Annotated in this window: 24 protein-coding genes; 12 read left to right on the top strand and 12 right to left on the bottom strand. The window is 48.1% G+C overall.

The window, feature by feature from the left end:
* Nucleotides 1-28: 28 nt before the first annotated feature.
* The gene (locus E7746_RS02165) at nt 29-829 is read right to left on the bottom strand and encodes a hypothetical protein (RefSeq protein WP_123476135.1); all 801 of its coding nucleotides are present in this window, start codon (nt 827-829) and stop codon (nt 29-31) included.
* Nucleotides 830-1,112: 283 nt separating this feature from the next.
* On the opposite strand from E7746_RS02165, the gene E7746_RS15200 reads away from it, so the two are divergent.
* The 11 genes from E7746_RS15200 (at nt 1,113) to E7746_RS02115 (ending at nt 5,978) form a co-directional block, all read left to right on the top strand.
* The gene (locus E7746_RS15200; RefSeq protein ID WP_238337304.1) at nt 1,113-1,253 is read left to right on the top strand and encodes a hypothetical protein; all 141 of its coding nucleotides are present in this window, start codon (nt 1,113-1,115) and stop codon (nt 1,251-1,253) included.
* A 506-nt stretch (nt 1,254-1,759) separates the two neighbouring features.
* Nucleotides 1,760-2,383, top strand: coding sequence for a hypothetical protein (locus E7746_RS02160; RefSeq protein WP_123397039.1), 624 nt, complete (start codon nt 1,760-1,762; stop codon nt 2,381-2,383).
* A gap of 57 nt (nt 2,384-2,440) precedes the next feature.
* Nucleotides 2,441-2,713: a hypothetical protein gene (locus E7746_RS02155; protein ID WP_123397038.1), complete on the top strand. Its 273-nt coding sequence runs from the start codon at nt 2,441-2,443 to the stop codon at nt 2,711-2,713.
* A 15-nt stretch (nt 2,714-2,728) separates the two neighbouring features.
* Nucleotides 2,729-3,019, top strand: coding sequence for a hypothetical protein (locus tag E7746_RS02150; RefSeq protein WP_123397037.1), 291 nt, complete (start codon nt 2,729-2,731; stop codon nt 3,017-3,019).
* Nucleotides 3,020-3,511: 492 nt separating this feature from the next.
* Nucleotides 3,512-3,994: a hypothetical protein gene (locus E7746_RS02145; protein ID WP_136409711.1), complete on the top strand. Its 483-nt coding sequence runs from the start codon at nt 3,512-3,514 to the stop codon at nt 3,992-3,994.
* Nucleotides 3,995-4,012: 18 nt separating this feature from the next.
* Nucleotides 4,013-4,207 carry a hypothetical protein gene (locus E7746_RS02140; RefSeq protein ID WP_136409710.1) on the top strand — a complete coding sequence of 65 codons (195 nt, stop codon included), beginning with the start codon at nt 4,013-4,015 and terminating at the stop codon, nt 4,205-4,207.
* A 12-nt stretch (nt 4,208-4,219) separates the two neighbouring features.
* Complete coding sequence (locus E7746_RS02135) at nt 4,220-4,555, top strand: sulfide:quinone reductase (protein ID WP_136409709.1); 336 nt, start codon at nt 4,220-4,222, stop codon at nt 4,553-4,555.
* Entirely contained in the window at nt 4,542-4,715 is a 174-nt protein-coding gene (locus tag E7746_RS02130; RefSeq protein ID WP_135993058.1) for a glyoxalase, read from the top strand. The genes E7746_RS02135 and E7746_RS02130 overlap by 14 nt, the downstream gene beginning before the upstream one ends.
* Before the next feature lie 14 nt (nt 4,716-4,729).
* Entirely contained in the window at nt 4,730-5,092 is a 363-nt protein-coding gene (locus tag E7746_RS02125) for a DUF2958 domain-containing protein (protein ID WP_238337303.1), read from the top strand.
* A 56-nt stretch (nt 5,093-5,148) separates the two neighbouring features.
* Nucleotides 5,149-5,529 carry a hypothetical protein gene (locus tag E7746_RS02120; RefSeq protein WP_123476125.1) on the top strand — a complete coding sequence of 127 codons (381 nt, stop codon included), beginning with the start codon at nt 5,149-5,151 and terminating at the stop codon, nt 5,527-5,529.
* 71 nt (nt 5,530-5,600) lie between these two features.
* Nucleotides 5,601-5,978: a hypothetical protein gene (locus tag E7746_RS02115; protein ID WP_136409707.1), complete on the top strand. Its 378-nt coding sequence runs from the start codon at nt 5,601-5,603 to the stop codon at nt 5,976-5,978.
* Between the two features lie 7 nt (nt 5,979-5,985).
* Here E7746_RS02115 and E7746_RS02110 read toward each other — a convergent pair whose 3' ends face one another.
* The 10 genes from E7746_RS02110 to E7746_RS02065 form a co-directional block, all read right to left on the bottom strand.
* A complete protein-coding gene (locus E7746_RS02110) occupies nt 5,986-6,216 on the bottom strand; it encodes a hypothetical protein (protein ID WP_123476121.1) in 231 nt (76 codons plus the stop codon).
* Nucleotides 6,209-6,871: a P-loop NTPase family protein gene (locus E7746_RS02105; RefSeq protein WP_136409706.1), complete on the bottom strand. Its 663-nt coding sequence runs from the start codon at nt 6,869-6,871 to the stop codon at nt 6,209-6,211. The genes E7746_RS02110 and E7746_RS02105 overlap by 8 nt, the downstream gene beginning before the upstream one ends.
* Nucleotides 6,816-7,649, bottom strand: a complete 834-nt coding sequence (locus tag E7746_RS02100) for a hypothetical protein (RefSeq protein WP_238337302.1) — start codon at nt 7,647-7,649, stop codon at nt 6,816-6,818. Before E7746_RS02100 ends, E7746_RS02105 begins: the two co-directional genes overlap by 56 nt.
* Nucleotides 7,646-7,885: a hypothetical protein gene (locus tag E7746_RS02095; protein ID WP_136409704.1), complete on the bottom strand. Its 240-nt coding sequence runs from the start codon at nt 7,883-7,885 to the stop codon at nt 7,646-7,648. Before E7746_RS02095 ends, E7746_RS02100 begins: the two co-directional genes overlap by 4 nt.
* Nucleotides 7,882-8,265 (bottom strand): hypothetical protein, encoded by a 384-nt coding sequence (locus E7746_RS02090; RefSeq protein ID WP_136409703.1) that lies wholly within the window; start codon nt 8,263-8,265, stop codon nt 7,882-7,884. Before E7746_RS02090 ends, E7746_RS02095 begins: the two co-directional genes overlap by 4 nt.
* A gap of 98 nt (nt 8,266-8,363) precedes the next feature.
* Nucleotides 8,364-8,681 (bottom strand): helix-turn-helix domain-containing protein, encoded by a 318-nt coding sequence (locus tag E7746_RS02085; protein ID WP_123397026.1) that lies wholly within the window; start codon nt 8,679-8,681, stop codon nt 8,364-8,366.
* 138 nt (nt 8,682-8,819) lie between these two features.
* Nucleotides 8,820-9,563, bottom strand: coding sequence for a hypothetical protein (locus E7746_RS02080; protein ID WP_136409702.1), 744 nt, complete (start codon nt 9,561-9,563; stop codon nt 8,820-8,822).
* 4 nt (nt 9,564-9,567) lie between these two features.
* Nucleotides 9,568-10,077 carry a PIN domain-containing protein gene (locus E7746_RS02075; RefSeq protein ID WP_128703392.1) on the bottom strand — a complete coding sequence of 170 codons (510 nt, stop codon included), beginning with the start codon at nt 10,075-10,077 and terminating at the stop codon, nt 9,568-9,570.
* A gap of 4 nt (nt 10,078-10,081) precedes the next feature.
* Nucleotides 10,082-11,146 carry an XRE family transcriptional regulator gene (locus E7746_RS02070; protein WP_128703391.1) on the bottom strand — a complete coding sequence of 355 codons (1,065 nt, stop codon included), beginning with the start codon at nt 11,144-11,146 and terminating at the stop codon, nt 10,082-10,084.
* A gap of 100 nt (nt 11,147-11,246) precedes the next feature.
* A complete protein-coding gene (locus E7746_RS02065; protein ID WP_128703390.1) occupies nt 11,247-12,611 on the bottom strand; it encodes a site-specific integrase in 1,365 nt (454 codons plus the stop codon).
* A gap of 451 nt (nt 12,612-13,062) precedes the next feature.
* Here E7746_RS02065 and E7746_RS02060 point away from each other — a divergent pair, with 451 nt between their 5' ends.
* Nucleotides 13,063-13,461, top strand: coding sequence for a hypothetical protein (locus E7746_RS02060; RefSeq protein ID WP_136409701.1), 399 nt, complete (start codon nt 13,063-13,065; stop codon nt 13,459-13,461).
* Nucleotides 13,462-13,541: 80 nt separating this feature from the next.
* Here E7746_RS02060 and E7746_RS02055 read toward each other — a convergent pair whose 3' ends face one another.
* Nucleotides 13,542-13,733 carry a metallophosphoesterase family protein gene (locus tag E7746_RS02055; protein WP_136409700.1) on the bottom strand — a complete coding sequence of 64 codons (192 nt, stop codon included), beginning with the start codon at nt 13,731-13,733 and terminating at the stop codon, nt 13,542-13,544.
* Nucleotides 13,734-13,741: the final 8 nt, after the last annotated feature.

The raw sequence follows: 13,741 nt of genomic DNA, 5'->3' as shown, positions 1-13,741 counted from the left end.
TAAATCATAATATTTATACATCACACCCTTAAATTGAGGGCTGGTATTGACCTTTCTTCGCAAATAATAATTTGAAAGAAGACATCTTATCATTAAATCCCGGAAGGCTCGGATATTTTTTTACCGAAGTAGGAGGAGCTACACAAGTAATGGTGCGATCACTGAAATTACGATCATCGTAGCCGATAAATACAGCCTCAATTTCAGAACAGGGGTATTCAAAATAACCCAATTTAAAGATTTTATTGGGATCATCGGGCATGTTGTTTGTCAAGATTAGAGACGAACACTTATCGTTAAACTCCCAAGGCTTATTTTTTAAGTTGGCCACCTCAGTATAGATAATCGAGTCATTCAACTGGAAAGAATAGTTTCTATCCTTGAAGTCTCTATCATCATATAATGTAACCTCAGCCAAGTCATTGTACCCTGCACGCGTAAGGGCTACGGCAAGAGCAGCATCAACAGCCTCAATACTCTCATCCACCTCTATACCATTCGAATCGAGATTATTCTTCAAATCAGGATAGAATGTAATGTTGTGCGAATCTTTGGCAGAGATAGACCAATCCAAATCGTTCGCAAGCTCTTCGGCATAGATTGCCGAGAACTCCGAGTCAAGGAACAAGAAGTCCCCATTCTCGTCATAAGAAGTTGGCACATTCTGGTAAGTTTTGCCTTTATATGTAATATTAAGGCATTCGACCAATTCACCAGATCTGGTCGAAATTTCTTCGTCCTGTGGGACAGGAACATCCGCATCGTTACTACAAGACCAAAGTCCCGCGATTGAAGCAACGAGCAAAGAATACAATAATGTTTTCTTCATCTGTTAGTTGTTGTATATGTTTTTATAGTATAACGCAACAAGAGGATAATTGTTCAGCAGTGTAAAAATCTTAGGAATAATTAACATTTAGAGCGTTACTTCTTCTTGATGAATTATTTTGCAAAGTTATAAATTATTTTCTAACCCTCCAAATATAAAATTGTTTTTTTGATTTGCGAACCACAAACAGTAGCACAAATAGCATTTGGATTAAAGCCTAAATATAACATAACTCTCTGTAAATTAGCAGATAATATCATTAGTGCCCTTTGCCACTACAACGATGAGGAGTTCTGACATCTATCTATACATCTTAGGGAAACCTACCGGGCTGAAGCCGAGGCAAAGCGGAGCGAGGTGTGGGCGCATGGAGCGCATCACGCCTCACTACCTTGCATTCCTCCGCTCCCTCCCGAATACCTGATAATCCGGGCTATATGCCATGTCCGTGAGCCGGGAGGCACACCGACATCACATATAGCCTTTCGTGTGTAAACCGGCCGCGCCACAAGACTGAAGCCTCCGTGAAGGCGGCTTCCGACTTGATCCGCGCTCTATGCCCGGAACACCGCAACCCCGATGCCGTGAACGGCATCCGGCCTGCCGCAACCTGCCGGTTAAGGTCGCCGGATATACTTTTTTGTTTGAAAACCCTGCGGGCTTCACCTGCGGCGGCGTTTTTGTGTGCGAAGCTACGGCGGACGGGCGGAACGACAAGTGACGCCGCGCTTGAGGTCGGAGTTCCGCGCCCGTGAGCCTCCGCATTTTTTGTCGCTCAAAAAATGGGTATCCCGCGCTTGCCCTCTGACTTCACACTTGTCTAATCCGCCCCGGTGGTCCGCCGTGGTGTATGCACAAAAAACATACCCCCTGCGGATGAAGCCCGGAGCTTCAAGCCAAAAGGGAAAAAACAAATTCAAACACTAAAACATGGACTATCAAGCAGCAGCAACCATCATCGACCGCAATTCGGGTCTTTACGACATTACCACCAACGAGGGCAGAGAACGCAGACGCCTGTTTTTCTCCACACAGGGCTATATATGCGAGTTCGCTCCACGCTCACGCAGACGCGGCTACATCATACCGCAGTCAACCGTAGCCAACTGGCTCGGAGTAGTGAAAGTGGAGAAGCCTGAAGCAAATATTGTGGAAAAGTTCAGGCGTTACGCCTCGCGTGCCACCTTCCCCTCGGCTTTCGTGCGAAAATGCCTCATGGCAGACCCTACAAAGGGCTGTTACGAAAACCGGCTCACAACCGGCACTCGCATAGATGGTGAGATTATCTCCCTCAAAGCCGTGGAGCGTCATGCGCCGTGGGCGGTAGAGGAATTTCGCAAGGCACTTGCCGAAAGGTGCGCCTATCATTCCGGCAGGTTCGACTTCCGGGGCTATGACGGCACCCTATGGATAGAGATAGCCGACAAGGACGACGGATATTATCGCAAGGGCGACATCAAAGCCGGACTTAGCAAGGAGTATCGCGGCTGTGGCAACGGCTACTACTATCTGTTGATTGACAACGAGCACTTTATAGGAGTTGATATAGACTGATTTATAAACCGCTCCCTGCGCGGTCAGAGGCGCAGGGAGCATAAACACAATACCGATATGATTACAACTGAAATCAACTACAAGGGCAAGGAATACACCTGCCGTATCGTGAGAAGCAACGAGGGCGAGGAACTGATAATCGCGGGAACAAGCCTGCTTGATGTCCTTATGCCTTATCCTGCAACCGACGGCTCGGACGGCTTCGCCGACAAGGAGGCTGAAAAGGTCGATGAAGATATTTTCTTCTATACCGCTGACAGCAACCTCGGTCTGCCCGATGACGCATTAATCGAGGAACTTAAAGAGGATAATCCGGAATGGTTTGATTGACAAAGCGAAACGATTATGAACCGAAAAGAGGAAATACGAAAAGAAGCCGCCGAGCGGTATAAGGACAGCGATTTTCGTGTGCCTAATATGTATTGCTTCATAGAGGGCGCGGAATGGGCTGACAAAAATCCATGTCCCGAATGGCATAGGTTTTCGGAGTGTGTGCCGGAAAAAGGACAGGTGATAATATATGCCGTAATCGAGGCTGATTTCAAGATAGCCTCATATCAGCTAATGCAGTATGACCCGTTACTACCCATGCCGCAAGGCGACAATGTGAGCTGGCTGGCAGTACCCGAATTATAGAACAGTGGGGCGTGAGGCGTATATACGTGTCACGCCTTGCTGTTTTGGGCGCGGGTCTATGGAATACCAATGTGCCGCCGGGTCTTTGGATGACCGCTCTCGGAACGATGGCCCTGATCCGCTTCAAGGCTGACGCTTTGGAGCGGATGTTTTTATGAAGATTTTTTCCTGTGAATTATTCGCTGCCGACAGGATTGGCGTTTTTCCGTGCGAAATTACCGCGTCCGGGAGGAACGGCAAAGGCCACTTCGTTTGAGGTCGGCGGACTGCGCCCGTGAGCCTCCGCAACCTTCAGCTCGAAACCGAGCCTTCGGTTTCAAATTTTCTCGTGCCTCCAAAATTTGGGTATCCCGGTCTTGCCGCTGACCTCACCCTTGCCTTATCCTCCCTTTGGCCGCAGTTGCGAATTGCACGAAAAACGGCCAGCCCTGCCGGGAAGCTCAAAGAGCTTCACAAAAGGGAAAAAAATAACAACTCAAACATTTTAAGACAATGCACGGCACAATCTATCAGTTAGGCACAAGTCCGATAAACGAGGACGAATATATGAATCCCGAAACCATTTCGGAGGGAGAATCTGTATGCATCGGCTATGCGGACGAAATAGCGGAGGCAGAACGTAAAAGCCAAATGGAGGAACTTGTTGAAATACTCCCCAAAGGCATGTTCACACTCAACAACGACCTTACCCTAACCTACAATGGAGGCATCAACGAATGGCGGCACCATTATGCACGGCTTATAAGAGAGAGGGCGGAGGCCATAGACACCGATAACGTAACGGAATGGACCGGGCCAGTCTATCAACTCCAAAAAGCTATAATCAATCCTCTTGACACCGACAGCCTTTTCATCACCGACTTCGGCTCCAACTTTGGAACGGCTGAACACTCCGCAGAATTTATGCGCTTCGTGGAACGGCTTACGCCCGGAAACAAACTGTATGCAGGAATGATAGCAGACTATTATCTATGACACCGGTATTACACGACCATGCGAGTAAAGAGAATGACAATTGAAGAAGGGAGGCGAGTAGGTATAAGCCGCTTCCCGAACTTCCACAAGACCGGGAGTGTACGGGGCATGAAAAAGCTGTATTACGGACAGCACTGCCTTTTGGTGCGTTGTGGCGACTATATCTATAATGTGTCGTCAGAACCTCAAATCTACAATCAGGCAACCATCTAAATTCCAAACGATATGAACACAGACATTGATTTCATTAATATTGCCGAGGGCGACAAGGAGTTTGTAAAGACTTTCGAGAACTTTGTCAACGGCAGAGTGAGCAGCACCGAAAAGACCGGTATGGCTATGACTGCCATGCACCGCTACCTGCAGCAGCAGGCGTTCAAGGTCTTTCTCGGCTATATGAAAGCCCTCGCATACAACTACCGCAGAGGACGCTATGACGACCGCAACGAGTGGGCCTCGCGCCTCGCTGCCGAGGCTTACAGCCACTTCATAGACAAGGAACTCATCTACGACCCCGAATTTGCCAAACTCAAAAACGCCGCTGACTATGTACGATACTGATACCGACTTTCCCGAATACGGACGGCAGTGCGACCTCAAAGAGCCGTGGCGCGGCTACCGCAGAGGAACGATTGTAGGACGCAACGGCTACCGCTTCATAATAGAGGTGAGCAGCGGAGCGACCATAGAATTGTATGAAGATGAAATAGAATTTGACTGATTATGAACAGACTGATGACACCAAGACTGGAGGAAGCCTTCAAGGGCTTCCCCCTCTACTCCCAGGACGGAAAGGGCAAGGACGCCGTATGCGTGGCGATATTCGCCATAGGAAACGCCTGGTGGTTTGTGCTTGAGGGGAGCAAGGAGGGCGATGACACGATAATGTTCTGCATTGTCGTGGGACTCGCAGAGGACGAATATGGCTATGTTTCGCTCAACGAGCTTGCAGGGATTGAGATAGATTGCCGGGAGCATGGCTACGGAATACTCCAAGTCACGGAGGTGCCGTATTTCAAGCCCCGACCCATAGGGGAGATAGCCGACAAGCGGTTGCAGTCTTTCCTCTCCCGACTGCATGACCGCCCCGATGAATGACAGATAACCCGTCAGCCGTGGCGACCGTGCCACGGCTGACACAACCTTATACCGACATGGATATTCAAGATACGATAGACCGCATAACCGAATGTGCCGAAGCCAAAGGCTGGAGCGTCCATACATCAAAGAATCCCAAGGCCGAGATATGGCAGTTCGAGTTTTCCCAATCCACCAAGGCAGGGCAGGATTTCAACTTCTCCGCCGAAATGAAAGACGGCGACCCCGACAGCCTCATAAAGTCAGTGAGGGAGTATTACGAGGGCTTCGACCCCGACGAGGAAGCCTACCTCTGGATAGGCGAGGACGGACACGGCAGGAACGGCGCACCGTACCATATCCGCGACATAGTGGCTGATATGGAGGACGCGGAGAGCATGGTGCTTGACCTGCTCGCCGCCCTTGAAGAAACCGATTTCGACCCGACGGAGGAATAGACCCGTTCAGGAATATAACCCGGTCTGCCACAATCTTTTCGGTTGTGGCAGACATAACCATGTTTTTAGATATGTTGTTACAGACCATTATAGATATTGCCGCCAAATGCGGCTGGAGCGTGACCGTCAGCGTGATAGACATCGACTGTACCGCTTTCGATTTCCGGCGCAGGACTCGGAGCGGCGTGCCGTTCTGCTTTTGCGCCGACATGACAGGCGGCAACCCGGCAACACTCCTTGATGAGATACTCTCGTTCATAGACGCTTTCCAACCCTCTACCTTTGCCCGGCAGTGGTGCGAGCTATCGGGTGCCGGGGATAGCCTTGAAGCGAGGGCATTGGCGGAAATGGACGATATGCGAACCGAGGCATGGCTTCTCGCCGTTGAGCTGTCGGAGACCATAGCCTCCCCGGAACGCCGCACCCCGCCGTGGCATATCTGGAACTGAACCGGGATTATAGCCCCTTGCGCCGCCGCAGGGCTATAATCTCTATCAGGTCGCTACCTGTCAGGCGTGTGATTCCGTTGATGAACGTTGGTTTGGGAAACCGCTCGTCATGGTCGAAACAATAGTAGAAATACGACCGACTGATTCCGATTATCCGGGCCACCTCTGAAATGGTATATAGCCTGTTACGGTCAATCATAGAGATATTGACCTTTTTTTCGTATCTTCGTTTAGCCATCGCCCCCCGGAGTGTAGGTTTTTCGGAAAGTATTGCCGCGAATCTCCACAAAATTGAACATTTCCTTGCAGCGGTCATAGATTCTGGGTGAATAGACTTGAGAAAGCTGTTGCAGGGAAAGATTGGTAGTGGCGTGTGTGAACTGATTGTCGCGCAGGTCATAACGCCGCTGGAGGACATATTGCATCACATTCTCAAAGTTGCCCCACCGTCCGGTGGGTATTGTTTCGCTACCAAGTTCATCGAAAGCCTGGCGGGAGCTTGTGATGTAGGTCTGGAGGGCATAATAGCCGCCGTCGCGCGATTCATCGGAAAACTCGGCGCAGATGTCGATTACGTTTGTCATGCGAAACCAGTAGCGCATACCGTCACGGGGAGGGTGTACCTCGTTGCAGAATTGCCGGACTACCCTTAGGAGCGTTGACTTTCCGGTGCCTATGTCGCCCCACAGCAATAGCCCCCGGTCCGGATCGAGGTTGCCGTGATAGTCTTTCAACGCCCAATGCACGATGTCGTTGAGAATCTTGCGCTGGTCGTCGCGGACAACATAGCCAGGGCATACCTTTTTTGCGCATCCAAGGAAGAACTGCTTGTAGGCGTCAATCTTCGTTAAGTCCGCAATCGGGTGTAACCGGCCCTCTGCGGCGTACCGCATTTGGCTGATAGCCTCCTGCGGATTTATTCTTTTGGGGTACTTCATCTTTTGATTTTTTTATTCTCATCCGGGCCCAGTTGAGAAAGTGTTTCTTGAAAGCCGAGAACGTGGGATGCCAGTCCTCGGTAGTGATTGTTGCATTACTGAAATCATCGGCTACCGCCAGCAGATCCGACAACTCGCAGTGCAGGCTCATAGCCATCCCTTCAAGCGTGGATTCCGATTTTTTCAGTTTTTCTAAAAAATCTTTTTCGCGCTCGCGTTTACCATCAATTAAAAGTTCTTTTATTTCTTTTCTTTTATGTAAATATGGCCGCGTCCGGCTCTGCGTTTCGTCTGCCGTATCACTCCGCGTTGCATAGTGCTTTTCGATTTGCGTTTCATCAGATATACAGCCCAGCGGAGTATCATGCTCCGGATTTTGCATTTCATACTCAATATCCACCGAACCTTCCGGCAATGGTGCTTTTCCGTTGTTCTGCATATTGAAGCAATACTTTTCAAAGCCGCAGACGGATATAACGGTTACAAGCCCGTTTTTCCTACGGGTAATCAGACCGTCCTCCTCCAATGCCTCCAGAAAAGATATGACAGCTCTCTCATCTGCGTGCCATCGCGTACCAAGATAGGCAATAGTCACAGGCCATTCTCCGTAAGTCACCCGTATGCGGATGTTTGTGTCACCCACATACCTCATGCCGGGAGTCTTGGCGGCTCGAAACCTTATTTCAAGCCACCACTGGTAACGTTGCGCGTTATCCCATAGCCAGTGTGTCATATCGTCTTCATAGACAGGCATCCATCTTGGCATAGCTTGTAGGTGTTTGAGAAGAACCGCAGCAGTTCGCTTCCACGGAAAAGCGGGTAAGGACTGGCCGGAACAATCTCATAGCGCAATCCTTCAGGATCACTGGCATAGCTGAACAATTCGATGTCGGAGAGGGCGAACATGGCTGCAACCTCCTGACGGGTGTAGAGTCGCGACGGCTCAACGGCTGGTAGAGAATTTCTCATAAGCATAAGTGTTGTGCCTTCCATAATGAAATGGCAAGCGGGTTAATACCTGCCTCACATCCATCGGTCGCAGTTTCCTTTTGCAGTGAAGCCATTTGATCGCACTTTGAATACTTATCCTTTTTAGATAAACCCGCCGGTTCCACCCAGACCAGTCGAATGATTATTCCGGCGGCTGCACTCCCTATAACTGGGAATGGATTGAACAAATAAACTATCAGACATACCGCGCATTCTCTATTAAAGAGCAGTGACACTCCAGAACCCAGATAATTCCGGACACGGATACCACAAGAGTCTGCATCTTCCAAATACGACAGGACATATGCCTGTTTTTTAGAAGATTCGGCACCAAGTGTATATAAACAATCCGCTATCATCGTGAGTCAGGTTATAAGGGAACCAAGACTTTCCTGGATGGAGCCTTAATTAAATTTTAATAAGTCGCGCTCGGCTAAAGTTTTTACAACCCGGAATCTCACGAGTTACCGAATTTCTGATTCAACACGTCTTTTATATCCGACATCTTGTAAAGCGGTGTCTTGCCTATCTTTACGGGCACAAGGTAACCGTCCTTCTCCCAGCGGAGAAGGGTACTGTATGAACGGTTGAAAATTTTGCAGGCCTCCTCGCGCGTAACCGTCGCAAGCTCGTCGTCATAAGCCCTCTGCTCGTCCTCGGCTTCACGTGTAATGCGTAGAAATTCCTGAAACGCCGCCTTCATGTCGGTGGCGTCAACTACCAGATATACGCCCTTTGGGCCGTCCAGTATGGAACTGATTATTTCTGCTGCCATAATCTATTGTTTTGAATTACGGCACAAAAATAGAGCCCTGTACGTACAGGACTCCTTTAACTTTTTCCGCTAACGCTTTTATTTAAGCAATTAAAGTATAAGCGACAACGCGGAATGATATATGTTGGTTATGAACGTCTATTGTTTCAGCAACTTGGCTTCCATATCCTTTCCCCAGTCGTCAATGTTGAAGTAATCGCTCGGCGTGTCGATCACATTTGCAACGGCAGGATACGAGCAGGTCATTCCAAGCTCTCGCTCCAATGATTTGCCTTGTGGCTTTTTCAGCAGAAGGCGGTGTTTTATCGCGATGTTGAGTATCATTCCGATTCTTACCCCCTCACCGCACACCGGGGCAACCAGCTCTTTCAGTCGCCTGTATATCTCATCGGATGTGAGGTGGGGATAATCCGGATTCTCAGTAATGTCATAGCGGATGCTTCGGTAGTGTTCTCCGGCCAATTCAAAAAGCTTGTTATATCCTTTCGGGTCTTTATTGTCTGACATAGGGTTGACAACAATCCCTGCCGATTTGGATACATTAGGAAACAGGCTCTCAATAGGCGGCATCCATAGGAACACAATACGGTCATATATCCGTTTTGCAACAGCCATCTTCGCGCTTTCACGCCCATGTTCGGCCACATACCATTTCAGATATGATGAAAGCGACCTGTAAAGCTGTGTAACATAATAATCACTGCCTTTATCCCGGACTTCGTTCCGTATGGCCTTTTCAAACGCGAGCTGATTATCTATAAGATAGTCAGACAGTCTTTGCAACCTGTCAGTTGAAACGGAAGCAGTATCATTATGTATCAGCCCAAGTTTAGCAATAATGCAGCCAAGATTGTGCTGTATTTCCACTACATCAATATCCATACATTCATTCAGCTTTGTCCCATAGGTCTATACGACGCTGTATCTCCGATTTCGGGAGGCGGACATTAATAGAGTATAATTCTTTAAGTTTAGCTGCGGCAACTTCCGATGAGACAACGGAATATGCCACCAGCTCATCAAACACGAACAATATGCCCCTGACAGTCAGCTTTTCAGCCTCGGCATATTTCCGGAGCTGCCTGTCACCGGTCAGAAGGGTGATACCGTGTTTCCTCGCGTAATAGCATACCGAGCAGTCCGGGATTGAAAGATTGCCGGACACCGCCGAATGCTCATCGACAATCTCCATCAGTTCCTCAGGCGTGAAACTCTCCACTTTTATCTTGCCTGCCGCCGCCAGACGCTCCATTTCCCCGCGTTGCCGTGGTTCGGAAATCTCAGCCATTACGAAGTCCACCGTGCGGATCTCATAGGGCAGTTCACATAAACAATCCAGCAGCCCGATTGAATGCAGGTCGATGAATATGTTTGTGTCATTGACTATTATCTCCATCCCGTCACACTAATTGAAGATGTGACTTGACGCTCTCGACGGAGGTGTTCAGCAACACTGCGGCCTTGGAGAAGGTAATGGCTTCATCGGCCAGCGCGCGATAAACCATACGGGCGAAGCGTCCGGATCTCTCGGCGACAGCCCGTGACTTTTCGGCCAACGCCTTGAAATCGGGCAGCCTGTTCTTCTTGGTCTGGTAGCCGGAATAACGTTTGGCAGTAATGACACCATTCGCATGGAGCGCAGCCATTATGTCATCCACCGATATTCCGAACTGACGCTGTATGTCGGTAAGCTCCGACAATGATATGTCATGTCGGGTATTGCCGACCTTGGCCTTCAGTACGCTTACAGGCAGCAGGAACTCACTGGCGAAAACATTACAGATATTCTCCACCTCTTTTGACGGAACGTCATCAGGAATATCAAACAGAAGATGCCCCAGTTCATGCAGGGCAGTGAAGCGTTTGCGCTCAGTGACAAAACCGCCGTTTATGACAATGAGAGGTATTGAGCCGTTGGCATATCCGCTGAGTCCGTCGAAATCCTTGTCTTCGGCAATCTCTATGACCTTGACGCCGTTTTCTTCAAGAACCTCAATGACATTTGAAACACCGTCATTGCCGAGTCCGAGATAATTCCTTATCTCCATGGCATGGACAGCAGCCTCTTCGGCGGTACGCACTGTCTTGCGCGGCATGGAGAAATCGGTCGAGCAGCCACAAAGCTGTTCAACCTCCAGATAACGCTCCAGTTCCTCTCGTACCCTCTCCCTCACGGCAGAGGCCATCCGTTCCGGGAAACGCGGCTTTTTGCGGAACTCCACATGATTGACCTCCACAGTGAACGGACGAAAGAAATAGTCAATCTTGACACCCAGCGCGGCGGCGAGTGCTATAAGCACCCGACTGTCAGGCATCATAAGACCTTTCTCATACTTGTTTATGGACTGGCGAGTAATTGCCGGAGTGACTGATTGAGAGAGTTTTTCCAAAGAAAATCCCTTCATCAGCCTTGCCTGACGCAACCGGCGTGAAAATATATCGTTGGCTTGCTTGTTCATATCCATGCTATAATTTAGTTGACAAAGTTAGTAAATATATTTTATTTGTCAACCACAATAAGAGGGGAAATGTTCGCATTCCGCGAATTATCCCCTCCCTATGCGATTATTCCATAAGCCCGATAAGCTCTTTCTTCATATCGTCGTCTATGTCGCGGTATCGCGAGAATGCCCTGCTGCCTTCTTTGTGGCCGCTCAACGCACCGACGAGATTCGGGTCTTTCACCTTCTTGTAAAGGTTGCCTACGAATGTGCGCCGGGCAAGGTGACTGCTTGCTATCTCGTTTATAGGACGCTGCTCCTCCTCCCCGGTGGTGGGGTTGAGAATCGTAACGATTCTCGTTATCCCACACTCCTTAAATATCTTCTTGATGGCCACGTTGTATTTCTGCGAGCTTATGAACGGCAAGATCCGCCCCTCGCTGTCCTCTCCCTTGTAGCGTTCGAGAATATCCTTTGCCCTTTGGGTAAGTGGCACACGTATCACATTAGGACGCTCCCCCTTGGTCTTGCTGGCGATATACTCCACCGCGTCATTTATAATGTTGGCCGGAGTAAGGCGCATAAGGTCGGATATGCGGCAGCCTATGCAGCAATGGAATATGAAGATGTCACGCTGGACTGCAAGCGACTTGTTGGCCGACAGGTCAAAATCCGCAATGCGGTCGCGTTCTTCAAGAGTTATGTAGTAAGGTGTGCCGTAATGCTCCGTGGTCTTACCTTTGTATTTCACAAACGGATTGTTGGTGGTAAGTCCTTCCTCAATGGCCCAGTGGAAGAATGTGCGCAGACAGGCGAATATGTTTATTATGGTATTGTCGCCTTTGGGGAACGGACGGCGTGATTTTCGCGCCTTTCTCGTTTCCGCCGGGTATTGCTCGAATATCCTGGGGTATTTGTCAAATATCTCTGGCTCGTTGCGCAGGAAACGTTCATAATCCTCCAGTATGTCGGTTGTGAACATCTCGAAGTCAAGTTTTGCAGGTAGCTGACGCTTCACTTTCCGGTAAAGTTCAAACCTGTGCAGGCTACGGCTCAATACACCATATCTGCGGTGACGCCACTCCGAAAGTCCGCGCTTTGTCGGAAATTCCTCCACAAGCTCGATGAACTTCTTTTGCAGCTTCTCCTCAACCTCCTTAGGCTTGCGCTCGCGCTTGGGATGATGAAAGCGGTCGATCTCCTTGGTAAGAAATTCTTTGGTAAGACGCTCTACGGGATTGTCCTCGCACAACGCATAGATGTAATCTTCAAGATCTCGAATCTTTCGTTCAAGTTCTTTCAATTCAGCAATCTCTTCCTGGTTGGCGCGAGGCTTGACTATCGTTCCTGCATTGAAACGTGACGGCTTGATATATATGCCGCTCTTCAGGCGGAGTTTTATGTCTTTGGTGAGGCTAAGCCTGAATTGTATTTCAGACCTGCCATTTCCTTCCACTTTGGAAGATAAATAACGTTTGATACTTGCCATGGAGGACAAAAATTTTATGGTGGAGAGGACAAAAAATTAAGTGTTAAAATGCGTTTTATGCCGCATCAACGCTCCGTATCCTCATTTACAAAGTTAGCAATTAATTCTTTAACGGCAAAATATTTTGTCCTCCTTTTGTCCTCCTATTTGATTTCTACCGATTCTTTATGAAAGCGAATGACACCTATTTTTACAATTTCAATTTTGTAATATTATGATATACAAATATTTGTCAATTTTTCCAAAACTCGAACCCACTTCCATATCCTTGCATAGTCTTTCATTTGGTTGCTTCTGTTCTGGGCACCCCAACCCCTTGATAATCGACAGATTTTCAAGGGGTTTCTTATTTCCGAAGTGTACTAAAAGTGTACTCAATGCGAAAGTGTACTGCCAAGGACGGTCACAAAAAGAAAGAAATGTCACTTCAGGTTATCAATTACGTTTCATCATGGATATAGAAACTCTTAATAAGGCTCATATAACTAACGAAGAATTAGAGAACTGTCTACCCCACACTCACAAAACAAAAGCAAGTTATAAAGAACATAGAAATGTAGGTATAGGCAAATGTTTTCTCTATGAGTTGTCTGGTGGAATCTTATGTATCCAAAAAATTAGAATGTATTATCCAAGCTCTAATACGTTCAGTGGTTTGTGCAGATTTGTAAGCCCAACAGGCGATAAAATTGAGAAAATGTATATCCATATCAAAAATATTAAAATAGCACACAGAATATCAGAACGACAATATAATGTATTAAGCGATTTATTCAATCAACTAAATGAAGGCATTCTCGTATTCCAAAGTTTTGAGAGAGTGCTTAATTTTCTTAAGACTTATATCTAAATATACGTATTTATGGGTCAATGGATTTTTGCAAGTATTTCTTCTGAGCCGTAATTGATATCATCGTCAAAATCGAGATTTCACTCCGTCAATTTCAATGCCGGAACTACACAGGTAATGCCATTGTCGTCAAGTCCGCCGATATTGGCTCTATAAAGACAGTCGTCATGGTTGCCTCCGATGAAAGCCTTGTGGCGATATGGCAGGCCACAGAACCAGTTGAGGAAATCCAGTGCCAACCATACAGGAATCACCCGAATGTACCACCACATCGGCTTCC

This window comes from Muribaculum gordoncarteri, assembly GCF_004803695.1.
GTDB classification, from domain to species: domain Bacteria; phylum Bacteroidota; class Bacteroidia; order Bacteroidales; family Muribaculaceae; genus Muribaculum; species Muribaculum gordoncarteri.
The sequence above is the reverse complement of the archived record's forward strand: the minus strand, read 5'-3'. Positions and strand labels throughout refer to the sequence as shown.